The organism is Pantoea sp. CS_6 (genome assembly GCF_041954745.1).
GTDB classification, from domain to species: domain Bacteria; phylum Pseudomonadota; class Gammaproteobacteria; order Enterobacterales; family Enterobacteriaceae; genus Pantoea; species Pantoea stewartii.
The window spans coordinates 461,773-477,984 of sequence record NZ_JAVAYG010000001.1; the positions used below are offsets into that span (position 1 = coordinate 461,773).

A 16,212-nucleotide genomic window follows, 5' to 3' on the forward strand; every position below is an offset into this window, starting at 1 on the left:
TCAGGCCTTATTTTTCAAACGTATTGTCGTCGCCAGTCGGGCAGGCTTGTCGCCTGCACTGCGCAACGGTTTGCTGATGCGCGCGGTTTCAACACACACCATCGTTATATAACCCTCATTTGGCATGTCCGCCATGCTACACGACAGCGCCACACCGGGATTCCACGTGACAACGTCACTATGGTGATGGTGGTACACTTCAATTTGCCGTTTTCCAGCCAGATCGTTGATAACTGAACAGTCTTTTGGCGCAGTGAAGATACGATCCACGCGCTCGGTAAAGCGCTGTTTACCCTCGCTCTGACCCGGCTGGTTATCTTTGACCTTGTCGATGTAATGTTCACCCAGTCCGGTGACCTCAACGCTCGCACTGTCCGCCACGTTAAAATAGCTGTGTAGCGCGGCTGTCGATTCATAATCACCGTAGGCTTCCAGCTCAATTTCGCAATGCTGGCCCAGACGGAAGCGGGCGATAAGGGTAAAGTCATGCGGCCACAGCTTCAGCGTTTGTGGGGTACTTTCCAGCACAAATGTCAGCAGCACGCCGTCTTCGTTTTCATCATGCGCAGAGAGCGTCCATGACTGATTTCGGGCAAAGCCATGGGCAGGCTCTCCTGCCGGTCCAAACCAGGGCCAGCAAATCGGTACACCGCCGCGAATCGCCTTACCAGGCAGGAAAGGGCTCTTATCGCTCAGCCAGATGACGGGCTTCTCACCGCTCGGTTGCCAGGCAATCAGATGCGCGCCCTGTAAGGTTACGGCCGCCCGTACACGCGGATGGCTGACAATGATAACCGGGAGTTCACCCACCTGACGTTGCGACAGATAAGGCGTGATTTGTTTAACCACGGGAAGGGAAAAGAGTTTGTCTTGCATGCCTGACTCCATAGTGAAGGGATCAAAAAAAGGGTGACCGAAGTCACCCTTATTGTCTCGTGTCTGGCTGCCTTATTTAGCAGCAACCAGCGCAATCAGGTCGAGAACTTTGTTTGAATAACCGGTTTCGTTATCGTACCAGGAAACCAGTTTAACAAAGTTGTCATTCAGCGCGATACCGGCTTTGGCATCGAATACTGAGGTCAGGACTTCGCCGTTGAAGTCGGTAGAAACAACGTCATCTTCAACGTAGCCCAGCACGTCTTTCATCTCGCCTTCAGCCGCGGCTTTGATAGCGGCACAAATTTCTTTGTAAGACGCAGCTTTTTCCAGACGAACGGTCAGGTCAACAACAGAAACGTTAGGCGTAGGTACGCGGAATGCCATACCGGTCAGTTTGCCGTTCAGTTCTGGCAGCACTTTACCTACCGCTTTAGCGGCGCCGGTAGAAGACGGGATGATGTTCTGTGATGCACCACGACCACCGCGCCAGTCTTTGTGAGACGGGCCATCAACGGTTTTCTGCGTTGCGGTAGTGGCGTGTACGGTGGTCATCAGGCCTTCAACGATACCAAATTTATCGTTGATGACTTTTGCCAGCGGGGCCAGGCAGTTAGTGGTACAAGAGGCGTTAGAAACGATGTCCTGGCCCTGGTATTTGTCGAAGTTAGCACCACGAACAAACATTGGGGTGTCATCTTTAGATGGACCGGTCAGAACCACTTTTTTCGCGCCAGCAGTGATGTGCTTACGTGCGGTTTCGTCGGTCAGGAAGATACCGGTTGCTTCAGCAACGACGTCAACGCCCACTTCGCCCCACTTCAGGTTAGCCGGATCTTTCTCAGCGGTAACACGGATTTTCTTACCGTTAACAACCAGAGCGCCGTCCTGTACTTCAACGGTGCCGTCAAAACGGCCGTGAGTAGAGTCGTACTTCAGCATGTACGCCATGTAGTCAGCGTCCAGCAGGTCGTTGATAGCAACGATTTCGATGTCAGAGCGCTGTTGAGCAGCACGGAAAACGATGCGACCGATACGGCCAAAACCGTTGATACCTACTTTGATAGTCATATATTCCACCAGCTAGTTGTTAGTGAATAAAAGGTTGGCTGTAAAATTACAAAAACCTTACCAGGCGTCAAGCGGAATCGTGTCAATTGTTGCGACAGGTCAATCCACCGAACAGGAATTATTTGACGCGCAACCGCTTGCGCGCTTCCGCGAACATCGTGCTATGTTGAAACCTTCGCCGAATATATAGGGATATGCCAGAGAAAAGGCGATCAAAATCACAAATCCACCTTGTAAGATACGGACTGAAGGGCAGAGCACAAAAAAAGACCCGACTAATGTTGATCATTTGTTAGAATACTAGTCGATTTTTTCAGAATGACATCCCGGAATTGCTCAAATGCCTAAAGAAACCGCACCCGACGCAAAAATCGCCCAGTTAACTGAGATGCAGCGCTATGTCACGCAACAGCGTGGCACGGAGCCGCCGTACAGCGGTGCGCTGCTGCATAACAAGCAGGAAGGGATTTATCACTGCCTGGTGTGCAACGCGCCCTTGTTTCTTTCAGAGACGAAATACGATTCAGGCTGTGGCTGGCCGAGTTTTTATGAGCCCGTCAGCGATGAGGCTATTCGTTATCTGGAAGATAACTCGCACGGTATGCAGCGTATTGAAATCCGTTGCGGCAACTGTGATTCTCATCTCGGCCATGTTTTCCCTGATGGGCCGCAGCCGACCGGTGAGCGTTACTGTGTGAACTCAGCCTCGCTGAACTTCACCAGTCCACAAGGCGACGAGATTAAGGGCTAACAATGAAACAGCAACTTGAAGCCATGCTTGATGCTATGACACCCGAAATTTATGAACGCCTGATGACGGCCGTTGAAACCGGAAAATGGCCGGATGGAGTGGCGCTGACGCAGCAACAGCGTGATAACAGCCTGCAGTTGGTTATGATGTGGCAGGCGCGCAATAATGATGCACCACAGCATATGACCATCGGCAAAAATGGCGAAATGGTGACCAAATCGAAAAAGCAGTTAAAAGAAGAGTTTGGTATCGAACCGGACGTCACGCGCATTCATCTGCATTAATAGCGCGGTAAGTCGCCAGTCAGCCACGCGCAGGCGGGCATCGTATGGAAGAGCAAAAAGGGCTGGCTATACGCCAGCCCTTTTTCAGATAATGACGGCGCCCTGAGCCGCCATCTGCGCCAGCGCAATGTCGCTGTCTTCTGGGTTGAGATTAACGCCACGGCAGCCTGCCGCCGCGACCTCGACCTGATAACCCAGTTCAAGTGCATCCAGCACGCTGTACTTCACGCAGTAATCCGTCGCCAGGCCCAGCATGACCAGATGCGTGATATCGCGTGCGCGTAACCAACTGTCCAGTTCTGTCTTGCGTCGGTGTCCGTTGTCAAAAAAGGCGCTGTAGCTGTCTACGTCCTGATCTTGCCCTTTATGGAAAACCGCGTCGAACAGGCTGCGATCAAGTCCGGGATGAAAATCAGCCCCCGCAGAATGCTGCACGCCATGATCCGGCCACCAGATCTGTGGCAGGCCGTTGAGTTCACCGAGGGTATAGACAGGTTCGCCGGATACGGAAGCAAAACTACCGTGATCGGCTGGATGCCAGTCCTGCAGGGCTACCACGCACTCACCATTCTCATGAAAAGCACGGGCGTAGCGGTTAGCAACCTCGACCGTATGATCGCCTTCTTTGACGGCCATTGGGCCGCCGGGGCAGAAGTCGTTCTGGATGTCGATAATGATTAATGCCCGTTTCATTGCCGTTGACTCCATCTTAGTCGTCTGTCAGTTCGCCACGCAGGTTCTGCTGCATTTTGGCGCGGATCTGATCGCTGGACAGATCCTGGCTCAACAGATAGTGAAGTTTCGTCAGCGCCGCTTCAACCGTCAGATCAAAGCCGCTGATGACGCCAGCGTGCTCCAGAGCATTCCCGGTGGCGTAGCCACCCATATTGACCTTGCCAGAAATACACTGGGTCAGGTTGACGACCACAATGCCGCGTTCGCTGGCCTGCTGAAGTTCAGACAGAAACTCGGCGTTTTGCGGCGCGTTACCGACACCGTACGAGCGTAAAATCAGCGCCTTAACCGGCTGACGTAAAAAGTTACGCACGACATCTGCAGAGATGCCCGGATAAATTGTCACCACGCCAATAGGTTGCGGGGTAATGGTATGAACAATCAGCTCGCCTTTGCCCTGAGGTGCAGGCGGCGTATTAAGACGACGGATATGAATCCCGGCTTCCAGCAAGGCTGACAGGTTGGGGGACGCAAAGGCGTTGAAACCGTCCGCGTGCGCTTTAGTGGTACGGTTACCGCGATAGAGTGTGTTGTTGAAAAACAGCGTCACCTCGTTGATGGGATAATTCGCAGCGACGTAAAGGGAATTAAGCAGGTTTTGTTGGCCATCGGAACGCAGTTCGGCTAACGGAATCTGTGAGCCCGTAACGATGACCGGCTTAGCCAGATTTTCGAGCATAAACGACAGGGCAGAGGCGGTAAATGCCATGGTATCCGTGCCGTGCAGAATGACAAAACCATCATAGCGATCATAGTTCAGCCGGATATCTTCGGCGATCGACTGCCAGTCCTGCGGGGTCATGTCAGAAGAGTCAATCAGAGGCTGATACTCATGAATCGTGAAGTCAGGCATTTCCGGGCGATGGAACTCAGGCATCTTCGCCAGTTCCTGCTGCAGATGACCAGAAACCGGAATATAACCTTGAGCAGAACGTTGCATACCGATGGTACCGCCCGTGTAGGCAACGTAAATATTTTTCTTTTGCATAGGTAAACTCAGACTTGCCGTAAAACGGGCAGTATAAGGGGAACAGCAGGGAAAAGCAGCCCGACAAGCAGTCGGGCTGAGAGGTTTATCGCACTTCGCCGCAGTTCAGGCAGAAGGCATAGCGGTTTTGCGGATCGTTCAGATGGTCAAACAGGCCGGGCTGATTCTTCATCGCGCTCATCACATCGTACATGGGCGCAGGCAGCCAGGCTTTCATCGTGTCAGGCAGCACGGCCTGAACAGACGCGTTCATCTGATTCAGCATCACGTCAAGGAAGCCGGGATCTTCCTGATACCAGTCAAGCTCTGGCTGGGAAACCTTCGCCAGCTCAGCCGCTTTTTTCACCGCATCGTCAAAATCGCCCAGCGCATCGACCAGACCATTGGCTTTGGCATCGCTGCCCGTCCAGACGTGCCCCTGCGCGATGGCATCGATCTGTTCCGGTGTTTTATGGCGCGATGTCGCCACCAGTCCCACGAAGTTGTGGTAGCCGTTTTCAATGGTCAACTGCATCAGTTGCTGCACTTCCTCAGGCAGTGCTTTAGTGCTTGCGACGTCTGCCAGGGGTGAGGTCGCGACGCCATCGGTATGCACACCAATCGAGGCCAGGCTGTTCTCCAGCGTGTTAATCACGCCAAAGATGCCGATAGAGCCGGTCAGCGTGCTGGGGCTGGCAATAATGTAGCTGGCTGGCGTCGAGATCCAGTAGCCACCAGAGGCTGCCATACCGCCCATGGAGACCACAATCGGTTTGCCTGCCGCTTTCGCTGCGGCCAGTTCCGAACGAATCGCTTCGGACGCCGTAACGCTGCCGCCCGGGCTGTTCACCCGCAAAATAATGGCCTTGATTTTGGGATCCAGTCGCGCATCGCGGATCTGCGCCGCTGTCGTATCGCCGCCCACATTACCCGGTGTTTCATCACCATCAATAATGGCACCGCTGGCAAGAATCACGGCAATGTTGCCTTTTTGCTGGCTGGCATCCTGTTTAACGTTGTAATCATAAATGCTGACGTTACGGTAATCGTTGTTTTGCTTATCGAAGCCAAATGCCTGAATAAGCGCCTGGTCCGCGTCAGCGCGTGAGCCCAGCACATCGACCAGTTTGTTATCCAGCGCATATTTTCCGGTATCGCCCTTAACGGCCTGCAGACCTGCGATAATAGCGGCAGCGCCAGGGAACAACTGCTCCGGCGTAATCTGGCGGTTAGCAGACACGGTATTCAGGTAATTTTGCCAGAGCTGGCCAATCCAGCGGCTATCTGCGTCACGCGCCGCTGGCGACATATCGTCACGCAGGAAGGGCTCAACGGCTGATTTATAGGTGCCCACGCGGAAAACGTGTGAATTGACTTTCAGCTTGTCGAGTAACGTTTTGTAGTAGAGACCGTTGGTGGCAAAGCCGTGCAAATCAACGGTGCCCTGTGGCGACAGATAGATCTTCGTCGCATAGCTGGCAAGGTAGTACTGCGCCTGGCTATAGCTGTCGCCTAAGGCGTAAACAGGCTTACCGCTGTCGCGGAACTCGCGCAGCGCTTTACCTACGTATTGCAGAGAAGGCTGATCGCCCCCAGCAAAATCACGCAGGTCTAAAACCAGACCTTTAATATTGCTGTCACCTTTGGCCTGACGAATAGCATCCACTACATCAAACAGGGAATTTTCCTGCAGACGATCGCTACTGGTGCCTAATAACTGACGACCAATTTTGCTCAGACGGTTGCTGACGGAGGGTTTGTCGACCAGCACACCGGTCAAATCCACTTTTAGCGCACCTTGCTGTACCGGGGCGGAAGAACGGCTGCCTGAGCCGCTGATCTGAAGCCAGATCCCAACACAGACAATAATTAAGAAAACCAGAAACAGGTTGAGAATACATTCCCTGATAAAATTCAACACTCGCCAGGTCCAGCGGAACAGACCCGCAATTATTCGCCACAGTGTGCGCATCACATTCTCCATTTTGATATAGCCGGAAATAGCCACCAGGCGGGCCAGGTCTCCGTTAACGACCTCATCCTAAAGAGCAGCGAAACAAAAGTCAGCAGGAAATCACCCCGGACTGTTACAAAAAATCCACTTGTGCCAGGATTACCCGTGCTTTTACTGTCAGGAGAAAAACATGGACGCACTAGAATTACTGGTTAATCGTCGTTCGGCCTCGCGTCTGGCGGAACCGGCCCCCAGCGGTGAAGCGCTGGATAACATCCTGCGCGCGGGCATGCGCGCACCCGATCACGGCGGCCTGCAACCCTGGCGATTTATTATTGTTGAAAATGAAGGCCGCGATCGCCTGAGTCAGCTACTGGAAAAAGCGGCGCGGGACAACCAGATGGATGAGAAAGCCATCAATAAAGCCAGTCAGGCGCCGTTCCGTGCGCCCACGATCATCACCGTCGTGGCGCACTGCGAGATCAATCACAAGGTGCCGCGCTGGGAACAAATCGCCTCTGCCAGCTGTGCCGTGATGGCGATGCAGATGGCTGCTGTCGCCCAGGGCTTTAATGGCATCTGGCGGAGCGGCGTCTGGACCGACGATCCGCAGGTGCGTGAGGCGTTCGGCTGCCGTGAGCAGGACGCGATTGTGGGCTTCCTCTATCTGGGCACGCCGCAGCTTAAGTCCAGCACCACCGTGGTTCATCCCGACACGGCACCCTTCGTCCGCTATTTCTGAACCTGTCTGAACCGCGCGATGCGCGGTAAACTGCGCACGTAATGAGCGAAGCGTTTCCTCGCAAATCCGGCACGCTTATCAGCAGCGTGCCGCCAGGCTACTATAGCGCTGTCTTCACTGGCAGCGCCGCGTGCTGTGTCCGGGGAAACCGGCTGCCTGCATCCGATGGCGCCAGGCCGTGATCCTGCACTGTCGTCGTGCACGGGGCAGGCGCTGCCATCATTGTTGTTCGCTGACGTTAAGGATTACCCGATTTAATGCGCTTGTTTATAGCAGAGAAACCCAGCCTCGGACGGGCCATTGCCGATGTGTTACCTAAACCGCACCGCCGCGGTGAGGGATTCATTGCCTGTGGCAATGATCAGGTCGTCACCTGGTGCGTAGGGCATTTACTTGAGCAGGCGCAGCCCGATGCTTATGACGGCCGTTATGCACGCTGGTCACTGGCCGATCTGCCCATTATTCCTGAAAAGTGGCGCCTGCAGCCGCGGCCCTCTGTCGCTAAGCAGCTTAAAGTGGTTGAGGGGTTGCTGGCGCAGGCGGACGAAGTGGTTCACGCCGGTGACCCGGATCGGGAAGGGCAACTGTTAGTGGACGAAGTGCTGGATTACCTGCAACTGCCCGCCGAGAAACGCAGTAAGGTGCAGCGCTGCCTGATCAACGATCTCAATCCTCAGGCGGTCGAACGCGCAGTCAGTCGCCTGCGTGAAAACCGTGAGTTTATCCCCCTGTGTGTTTCCGCCCTGGCTCGCGCCCGGGCGGACTGGCTGTATGGCATCAACATGACCCGCGCCTGGACGTTAATGGGCCGTAATGCCGGTTACGATGGCGTATTGTCGGTGGGGCGGGTACAAACGCCCGTGCTGGGGCTGGTGGTGCGCCGCGACGAAGAGATCGAAAACTTTGTGCCGAAAGACTATTTTGAAGTTAAAGCGCATATCGTGACGCCAGATGACATCCGCTTTGTTGCCAACTGGGTCCCCAGTGAAGCCTGTGAGCCCTGGCAGGATGAAGAAGGGCGCTTACTCAAGCGGAGTCTGGCAGAGCATGTGGTTGCCCGCATTACCGGTCAGCCTGCGCGTGTCACCGCATACAGTGATAAGCGCGAAAGCGACACTGCGCCACTCCCGTTTTCGCTCTCGGCACTGCAGATTGAGGCGGCAAAACGCTTTGGCCTGAGCGCGCAGGCGGTGCTGGATATCTGTCAGCGGTTGTATGAAACCCACAAACTGATTACCTATCCCCGTTCCGACAGTCGCTATTTGCCCGATGAGCATTTTGCTGGTCGTCACGCAGTGCTGAATGCCATTCAGGTTCACCAGCCCGATCTGACGCCGCCTGCGGAGTTTGATGCCGATCGTAAAAACCGCTGTTGGGACGACAAAAAAGTGGATGCGCACCATGCCATTATTCCCACAGCACGCGCCAGCGCTGTCAGGCTGAATGACAATGAACAGCAGGTTTATGGCCTGATCGCGCGTCAGTATCTGATGCAGTTCTGCCCGGATGCGATGTTTCGTAAATGCACTATTGAACTGGATATTGCGGGCGGTAAATTCGTGGCGAAGGCTCGCTTTCTGGCTGAGGCGGGCTGGCGTGCTTTGCTGGGCAGTAAAGAGCGTGATGAAGAAAATGACGGCATGCCGCTGCCGGTCGTGGCGGAAGGGGACGTCCTGCTGTGTGAGCACGGCGAGGTGCTGGCCAAGCAAACGCAGCCCCCTCGCCATTTTACGGATGCCACGCTTCTGTCAGCCATGACCGGTATTGCGCGTTTTGTTCAGGATAAAGAATTAAAGAAAGTGCTTCGTGCGACCGATGGTTTAGGAACGGAAGCCACGCGCGCGGGGATCATAGAATTATTGTTCCGCCGGTCATTTTTACAGAAGAAAGGGCGCTATATTCATTCTACTGACACGGGTAAGGCGTTGATCCATTCGTTACCGGATCTGGCAGCCCGGCCGGACATGACCGCCCAGTGGGAATCGACACTGACACGGATTAGTGAAAAGGCCTGCCGTTATGATGAGTTTATGCAACCGCTGGTGCACACGCTGAGTGGGCTTATTCATCAGGCACGGCAGCAACCGTCGGGACAGGCGTTTCGTGGGTTACCGTCCACCGGACAAAAACGTCCGCAGCGCAAAGCACGGCGTAAAACTAAGGAAACCGAATAATGCGTAAAACTGCACTGCTCATGCTGGCCGCACTGATTGTCTGTGGGCCGGCCCAGGCGAATTATCATCCGTCTACAGGCGGAACTAATACGGATGTGATCGTTGATATGCCGCGGGAAGCCTGGACTCAGGGACAAAATAATCAGCAGAACTGTATGCAGTGCTGTATTTTCGAAAACCGCAATTATACCGAGGGCGCAGTCGTGAAATCAGAAGGCGTCCTGTTACAGTGCGCGCGTGACGAAAAATCGCTGGGGACGAACAATCTGATCTGGAAAATAGTGAAATAGAAAACGCGTGGTGGGCGGGCGCACCACGCGTCAGCGCTATCAGAAGCGGAAGGTTGACCAGACCGGGGCATGGTCAGAGGGTTTTTCCATGCCACGAATATCGTAGTCGATACCGCTCTCAATGCAGTGCGAGGCCAGCCCGGTGCTGGCCAGCAGCAGGTCAATGCGCAGACCGCGATTGTCATCGAACCCTTTAGAACGGTAATCGAACCAGGAAAAACGGTCACAGGTATCGGGATTATGCGCACGCCAGGTATCGACCAACCCCCAGCTTAACAGCCTGTCCATCCATTCCCGCTCTTCGGGCAGGAAAGAACACTTACCGGTACGCAGCCAGCGTTTACGGCTGTCTTCACCAATTCCAATATCCAGGTCGGTGCTGCTGATATTCATATCGCCCATAATCAGCACGGGCTTATCCGCCGTAAGGCTCTCGCTCAGATAGCTTTGCAGATCGCGGTAAAATTTTTCTTTGGCCGGAAACTTTGTCGGGTGGTCGCGGCTCTCGCCCTGCGGAAAATAGCCATTTATCACGGTAATATCGCCAATCGGGCTGGGGATTTCAGCCATGATCAGGCGACGCTGCGCATCCTCGCCATCGCCCGGAAACCCCCGACGCACGGAGACCGGCTGAACCTTGGTCAACAGTGCCACACCGTAATGGCCTTTCTGACCGTGATAAAACACGTTGTAGCCCAGCTTAGCCACATCCTTGAGCGGGAACATATCATCATGGACTTTCGTTTCCTGCAGACCAATGACGTCAGGCTGATGCTTCTCGACCAGTGCTTCGAGTTGATGGGGACGTGCCCGCAAGCCGTTAATATTGAATGAAATAAATTTCATGAGATAACCTTCAGCGAATGATAGCAGGATGGTAGCGATTTTTGCCGGAAATGTCATGGCAGAGCAGGGCAATTTCAGCGAGTGGTGGACAGCACGGGCGAGAGAGCACGACACGCGGTCAGCGGGAACAGAAAACCAGAGCGGTTTCCAGACACGTTTTCTCAGGCGATGCCCGGCACGAACGCTGAACAAAGGTCTTATCCCTTTCCTCGCAGAACAGCTTTATAACGGCATGACGTGCTAAAGGGAAGAGAGTGGTGGGAGAAGGATGATTCGGCACGTTGTGCCTTACCCTACGGGCCGCGCTAATGCGCGTTGTCTCGCGGTGCCCGACGCGAACGCTGAACAAAGGTCTTATCCCTTTCCTCGCAGAACAGGCTGACTGAGTTGCATGTCGGAATGAAGATGCTAAATGTGAGATGGTGGTGGGAGAAGGATGATTCGGCGCGTTGCGCCTCACCCTACGGGCCGCGCTAATGCGCGTTGTCTCGCGGTGCCCGACGCGAACCCTGGTCGAAGGTTCTCATCCCTCTCCATGCAGAACAGGCTGGCTGAGTTGCATGTCGGAATGAAGTTGCTAAATGCGAGATGGTGGTGGGAGAAGGATTCGAACCTTCGAAGTCTGTGACGGCAGATTTACAGTCTGCTCCCTTTGGCCGCTCGGGAATCCCACCGGGGATGATTTGTAGGCTCAGGCAGCAGATTCAGATGGTGGTGGGAGAAGGATTCGAACCTTCGAAGTCTGTGACGGCAGATTTACAGTCTGCTCCCTTTGGCCGCTCGGGAATCCCACCAGGGACTGAATTGTTGTGCTCTGAAGCGGGGCGCATCATACCAAATGGATTCAGACTGTAAAGCGGACTAAGGCAAATCACGAACCGTTTGCCCACTTTTTACGCGTAGCGCTGGAATGTCAGCCAGTCCAGCGCCCGTGGCGGTTAAAGAATAATCGTGCGGTTGCCGTAAACGAACACACGCTGACCCAGCACTTTATCTAACGCGCGGCTCAGCACATTCTTTTCTACATCACGTCCGGCACGCATCATCTCTTCTGCTGTATAGCTGTGATCGACGTTGATGACGTCCTGCATAATGATTGGACCTTCATCCAGGTTGTCATTAACGTAGTGCGCCGTCGCACCAATGATTTTAACGCCGCGTTCATAAGCCTGGTGATAAGGGCGTGCGCCGATAAAGGCAGGCAGGAAAGAGTGATGAATATTGATGATCTGATTCGGGTAGCGCTGGACGAAGCCCGGCGTCAGCACGCGCATATATTTGGCAAGCACGACATAATCTGGCTGGTAACGATCAATTTCGTCCGCCATCTTATTATCATGCTCTTCCCGCGAAAGCCCTTCATGACTGACCAACACAAACGGAATATCAAAACGCTCGACCAGCGAGCGCAGCGTTTCGTGGTTACCGATGACGGCGGCTATTTCCATATCCAGCCCGCCAAACGCGCTCTTCATCAGCAGGTCGCCCAGGCAGTGGGCTTCTTTGGTGACCAGAATAACGACGCGGCGACGGCCTGCGCTGTGCAGTTCACGTACCGAGCCCTGAGGAAGGGCGCTGTCGAGATCGGCCAGTAGAGTATTGTCGTTAAAAATCCCTTCCAGCTCTGTGCGCATGAAAAAACGCCCGGTGCGATGATCAACAAACTCATTGTTTTGCACGATATTCAGTTCGTGCTTGTAACAAATATTGGTGATTTTGGCGATCAGACCTTTTGCATCGGGACAAATGGTTCGTAAAACTTTTCTTTGCATGGTTTGCGCTTGCATCTCAATCAGAGTCCTGTCAAAGCATTAAGGGTAAAACCGTTACGCAGGCAACTGCCTTAACCGCAACATTTTTTGTATTTTTTGTCGGCGCCACATGGACAGCGATCGTTGCGCCCGATGGCGGGCGTCATTCCGTCGACATAGTACCAGCGACTGTCCTCGCGAAGAAAGCGTGAACGCTCGTACATCGCCCGATTAACACCGTTTTCAGCAAAACGTGCAAAAAAAGTGACGAAAGATTCGTCTTTGTGGCGCCCCTCATCACAACGTGTGATGTTCAGGCTGAGCCATTCAGTACCCGCGAAACTTTCAGTCACTAAGTCAGCCAGCGCCGGAACGCGGCTGGTGGGATGCCAGGTGGCCACGAGGTAATCGACGTCTTGTTTGACATAAGCGCAGTAGCGGGAGCGCATAAGTTGTTCAGCTGATAAGGGAATTTCTGTTCCTTTAACAAAGGGCTGACAACATAGGCTATACTGCTTGCCGCTACAGCATGGGCAAGATTCGGACACACATTCTCCTGTTAATAACAGTGATTGTTAATGATATCGTTTACTTTATCCGACCCACGCGTGTGATGCCATGTATTGACGCCAGGACCCGAGTAAGATGAGAAAGCAAAAAATTGGATTGGCTCTGGGTTCCGGTGCCGCCAAAGGATGGGCGCATATTGGCGTTATCGAAGCGTTGGAGAGCGCAGGTATCAACATTGATGTCGTGGCAGGCTGTTCCATCGGTGCACTGGTGGGCGCAGCTTACGTCAATCATCGTCTCCCGCACATGAAAAAGTGGGTGAGTGCGTTTAGCTACTGGGATGTCATCCGTCTGATGGATCTGTCCTGGCAGCGAGGCGGACTGTTACGCGGAGAACGGGTATTCAACCATGTCCGGCAACTCATTACGCACGACGCGATTGAATCGTGCGGAAAGCCGTTTGGTGTGGTGGCAACCAATTTAAGTACCGGTCGCGAGCTGTGGCTGACCGAGGGTGAATTACATCAGGCGGTACGCGCGTCCTGCAGTATGCCAGGTTTATTACCGCCCGTCGGCTACAATGGATATTGGCTGGTGGATGGTGCGGTGGTGAATCCGGTACCGATCTCCCTGACGCGCGCGCTGGGGGCGGATGTCGTGATTGCTGTCGATCTTCAGCACGACGCGCATCTGATGCCGCAGAATGCGATGGCGCTGACGCCGCAGAGTTCAGAAGAACATGCGGCGGCTGTGGCGCTCAATCTCGACTGGCGTGGGAAACTGCGACAGCGTCTGATCAATTTTACGCAGCGCCGGGCCTCGCAAATGCCGGGCGCCATGGAGATCATGGCCACGTCCATCCAGGTGCTGGAAAATCGCCTGAAGCGAAACCGGATGGCAGGCGATCCGCCTGATGTGCTTATCCAGCCATTTTGTCCACAAATATCCACGTTGGATTTTCATCGTGCAGAAGAAGCAATTGCGGCTGGGAAGGTTGCCGTTGAGAAACAAATGGATGAATTATTACCGCTGGTCCGTAGAAGATAATCTGGTTGTTCACGCACAGATGTTACTTCGGTCTATTCTGAAAGGCGCAACTGCGTTTTATGAACCACTATTGATTTATCGGGTACGCAGGGGGATGGAATGGAAAAACCACTGATCGGCAAAAAGATACTCATTGTCGAAGATGAGGCCGTTTTCCGTTCGCTTTTAAACCAGTTTTTAACATCAATGGGAGCCGTCACTGTTGAGGCTGAAGATGGTCTGGAAGCTATTGAGCAACTGGATAAACATGCCGTCGAACTGGTGATTTGTGACCTGGAAATGCCGCGCATGAACGGAATTCAGTTTGTCGAACATCTGCGCAGCCACGGCAATACACTGCCCATTCTGATAATTTCCGCAACCGAAAATATGTCCGACATCGCGCAGGTTTTACGTCTGGGCGTACAGGATGTGTTGCTAAAACCCCTGAAGAATTTTGAACGTTTCCGTGAAGCGGTATACGAATGCCTCTATCCGTCGATGTTTACCTCGAAAGTCGAGGAAGATGAACAGCTGTTTCAGGACTGGGATGCATTGGTGCGCGATCCTTCCGCTGCGGCAAAATTACTGAAAGAACTGCAGCCCCCGGTCCAGCAGCGCATTGCCCATTGTCGGGTAAATTATCGCCAGTTAACCATGGCAGAGCAGCCCGGGCTGGTGCTGGATATTGCGGCGTTATCTGACAAAGATTTGGCTTTTTATTGTCTCGATGTCACCCGTGCGGGCGACAATGGCGTGCTGGCGGCTTTATTATTGCGCGCCCTGTTTAACGGATTATTACAAGAACAGTTATCAGGACAGAAACAGCGATTACCTGAGTTAAGCAGTTTACTCAGACAGGTTAATCTGCTGCTACGGCAGGCGAATTTAACCGGACAGTTCCCTCTGTTAGTTGGGTACTACCATCGCGGATTAAAAAACCTGGTGCTGGTTTCTGCTGGCCTGAATGCCACATTACATGTTCAGGCCCATCAAATTCAACTCAGTAATGGCGTTCCGCTTGGCACTATGGGCAGTACGCATATTAACCAGATCAGCCAGCGTGCGGACGACTGGCAGTGCCATATTTGGGGCGCTGGAGGCCGTATTCGACTGATGTTATCGTCTGAAAAATAAACAATGGATGTTACTTTATAATTATCCGCAAGACAGTACCAGAAGTTAGCTTTACACTTGGGTAATAGTCTTAAATTCTACGGATAGATGCCTTCCAGGATAAATCCGTTCGCGAGTAACTGATATACTCATTTCCGAATTTAAACCGACATATCAAGCATTAAAACTTGAACGGCCTATGAGAGAGGTATTTTGATGTCTGCCTATAAAACCAAAGTTAAAAAAGCGGTAATCCCGGTAGCAGGTTTGGGTACGCGTATGCTTCCTGCGACGAAAGCGATTCCAAAAGAAATGTTACCGCTGGTTGATAAGCCGTTAATTCAGTATGTCGTTAACGAGTGTATTGCTGCGGGTATTAATGAGATTGTGCTGGTAACCCACTCGTCTAAAAACGCTATTGAGAACCATTTTGATACCAGTTTCGAACTGGAGTCTATGCTGGAAAAGCGCGTTAAGCGTCAGCTGCTGGATGAAATTCAGTCCATCTGTCCTCCACACGTGACCATCATGCAGGTCCGTCAGGGCATCGCTAAAGGCCTGGGCCACGCGGTAATGTGTGCGCACCCGCTGGTCGGTGATGAGCCTGTTGCCGTCATCCTGCCTGATGTGATCATCGACGAATATGAGTCAAACCCAACCAAAGATAACCTGGCGGAAATGCTGAGCCGTTATGAAGAGTCTGGCCGCAGTCAGATCATGGTTGAGCCTGTCAGTGATGTAACCGCTTATGGTGTTGTTGACTGCAAGGGCGCAGAACTGAACCCGGGCGACAGCGCACCGATGGTCGGTGTGGTTGAGAAACCGAAAGCGTCTGAAGCGCCTTCTAATCTGGCTGTGGTGGGGCGTTATGTTCTGTCCGCAGATATCTGGCCACTGCTGGCAAAAACGCCTCCGGGTGCAGGCGGTGAAGTTCAGCTGACTGACTCTATCGCTATGCTGATGGAAAAAGAGACCGTTGAAGCTTACCACCTGAAAGGGGTCAGCCATGACTGCGGTAATAAACTGGGATACATGCAGGCTTTCGTCGAGTATGGTGTTCGCCACCCGGTGCTGGGCAAAGAGTTCTCTGAGTGGCTCAACAAAACCATTAGCGATTAA

16 protein-coding genes, 2 tRNA genes and 2 other RNA genes are annotated in these 16,212 nt (G+C 53.3%); 8 read left to right on the forward strand and 12 right to left on the reverse strand.

Going from position 1 to position 16,212, the window contains the following annotated elements; genetic code table 11:
• On the reverse strand, positions 1-876 hold the full coding sequence (locus tag RAC90_RS02030; protein WP_375123889.1) for a D-hexose-6-phosphate mutarotase: 876 nt from the start codon (positions 874-876) through the stop codon (positions 1-3).
• A 72-nt stretch (positions 877-948) separates the two neighbouring features.
• On the reverse strand, positions 949-1,947 hold the full coding sequence (gapA, locus tag RAC90_RS02035; protein WP_006119418.1) for a glyceraldehyde-3-phosphate dehydrogenase: 999 nt from the start codon (positions 1,945-1,947) through the stop codon (positions 949-951).
• A 340-nt stretch (positions 1,948-2,287) separates the two neighbouring features.
• On the opposite strand from gapA, the gene msrB reads away from it, so the two are divergent.
• The gene (msrB, locus tag RAC90_RS02040) at positions 2,288-2,698 is read left to right on the forward strand and encodes a peptide-methionine (R)-S-oxide reductase MsrB (RefSeq protein ID WP_006119417.1); all 411 of its coding nucleotides are present in this window, start codon (positions 2,288-2,290) and stop codon (positions 2,696-2,698) included.
• 2 nt (positions 2,699-2,700) lie between these two features.
• Positions 2,701-2,982: a YeaC family protein gene (locus RAC90_RS02045; RefSeq protein ID WP_006119416.1), complete on the forward strand. Its 282-nt coding sequence runs from the start codon at positions 2,701-2,703 to the stop codon at positions 2,980-2,982.
• An 84-nt stretch (positions 2,983-3,066) separates the two neighbouring features.
• On the opposite strand, the gene pncA is transcribed toward RAC90_RS02045, so the two are convergent.
• From pncA to sppA, 3 genes are all read right to left on the reverse strand, one after another.
• Positions 3,067-3,675: a bifunctional nicotinamidase/pyrazinamidase gene (gene pncA / locus RAC90_RS02050; RefSeq protein WP_375123890.1), complete on the reverse strand. Its 609-nt coding sequence runs from the start codon at positions 3,673-3,675 to the stop codon at positions 3,067-3,069.
• Positions 3,676-3,691: 16 nt separating this feature from the next.
• Positions 3,692-4,705, reverse strand: a complete 1,014-nt coding sequence (ansA, locus tag RAC90_RS02055) for an asparaginase (protein WP_033741878.1) — start codon at positions 4,703-4,705, stop codon at positions 3,692-3,694.
• A gap of 85 nt (positions 4,706-4,790) precedes the next feature.
• Entirely contained in the window at positions 4,791-6,656 is a 1,866-nt protein-coding gene (sppA, locus tag RAC90_RS02060; RefSeq protein WP_039343039.1) for a signal peptide peptidase SppA, read from the reverse strand.
• A 172-nt stretch (positions 6,657-6,828) separates the two neighbouring features.
• Here sppA and RAC90_RS02065 point away from each other — a divergent pair, with 172 nt between their 5' ends.
• The 3 genes from RAC90_RS02065 to RAC90_RS02075 all read left to right on the forward strand — a co-directional run bounded on the left by RAC90_RS02065 (position 6,829) and on the right by RAC90_RS02075 (position 9,844).
• The gene (locus RAC90_RS02065; protein WP_375123891.1) at positions 6,829-7,380 is read left to right on the forward strand and encodes an NAD(P)H nitroreductase; all 552 of its coding nucleotides are present in this window, start codon (positions 6,829-6,831) and stop codon (positions 7,378-7,380) included.
• A gap of 257 nt (positions 7,381-7,637) precedes the next feature.
• Positions 7,638-9,554, forward strand: coding sequence for a DNA topoisomerase III (locus RAC90_RS02070; protein ID WP_058701818.1), 1,917 nt, complete (start codon positions 7,638-7,640; stop codon positions 9,552-9,554).
• The gene (locus RAC90_RS02075) at positions 9,554-9,844 is read left to right on the forward strand and encodes a YnjH family protein (RefSeq protein ID WP_006119407.1); all 291 of its coding nucleotides are present in this window, start codon (positions 9,554-9,556) and stop codon (positions 9,842-9,844) included. The genes RAC90_RS02070 and RAC90_RS02075 overlap by 1 nt, the downstream gene beginning before the upstream one ends.
• A 39-nt stretch (positions 9,845-9,883) precedes the next feature.
• On the opposite strand, the gene xthA is transcribed toward RAC90_RS02075, so the two are convergent.
• The 7 genes from xthA to RAC90_RS02110 all read right to left on the reverse strand — a co-directional run bounded on the left by xthA (position 9,884) and on the right by RAC90_RS02110 (position 12,989).
• Entirely contained in the window at positions 9,884-10,690 is an 807-nt protein-coding gene (gene xthA, locus RAC90_RS02080; RefSeq protein WP_375123892.1) for an exodeoxyribonuclease III, read from the reverse strand.
• 252 nt (positions 10,691-10,942) lie between these two features.
• A non-coding RNA gene (locus RAC90_RS02085) (RtT sRNA) lies at positions 10,943-11,069 on the reverse strand.
• 41 nt (positions 11,070-11,110) lie between these two features.
• Positions 11,111-11,238, reverse strand: a non-coding RNA gene (locus RAC90_RS02090) — RtT sRNA.
• Between the two features lie 41 nt (positions 11,239-11,279).
• Positions 11,280-11,364 (reverse strand) — tRNA-Tyr (locus RAC90_RS02095).
• 35 nt (positions 11,365-11,399) lie between these two features.
• Positions 11,400-11,484, reverse strand: a tRNA-Tyr gene (locus RAC90_RS02100).
• A 144-nt stretch (positions 11,485-11,628) separates the two neighbouring features.
• On the reverse strand, positions 11,629-12,477 hold the full coding sequence (gene purU, locus RAC90_RS02105) for a formyltetrahydrofolate deformylase (protein WP_006119405.1): 849 nt from the start codon (positions 12,475-12,477) through the stop codon (positions 11,629-11,631).
• Between the two features lie 56 nt (positions 12,478-12,533).
• Complete coding sequence (locus RAC90_RS02110; RefSeq protein ID WP_006119404.1) at positions 12,534-12,989, reverse strand: YchJ family protein; 456 nt, start codon at positions 12,987-12,989, stop codon at positions 12,534-12,536.
• A gap of 97 nt (positions 12,990-13,086) precedes the next feature.
• Between RAC90_RS02110 and rssA the strand changes: the two genes are divergently transcribed.
• The 3 genes from rssA to galU all read left to right on the forward strand — a co-directional run bounded on the left by rssA (position 13,087) and on the right by galU (position 16,212).
• Positions 13,087-13,998 carry a patatin-like phospholipase RssA gene (rssA, locus tag RAC90_RS02115; protein ID WP_375123893.1) on the forward strand — a complete coding sequence of 304 codons (912 nt, stop codon included), beginning with the start codon at positions 13,087-13,089 and terminating at the stop codon, positions 13,996-13,998.
• Between the two features lie 99 nt (positions 13,999-14,097).
• Positions 14,098-15,114 (forward strand): two-component system response regulator RssB, encoded by a 1,017-nt coding sequence (gene rssB / locus RAC90_RS02120; RefSeq protein ID WP_283786493.1) that lies wholly within the window; start codon positions 14,098-14,100, stop codon positions 15,112-15,114.
• A 195-nt stretch (positions 15,115-15,309) separates the two neighbouring features.
• Positions 15,310-16,212 carry a UTP--glucose-1-phosphate uridylyltransferase GalU gene (gene galU, locus RAC90_RS02125; RefSeq protein ID WP_054687696.1) on the forward strand — a complete coding sequence of 301 codons (903 nt, stop codon included), beginning with the start codon at positions 15,310-15,312 and terminating at the stop codon, positions 16,210-16,212.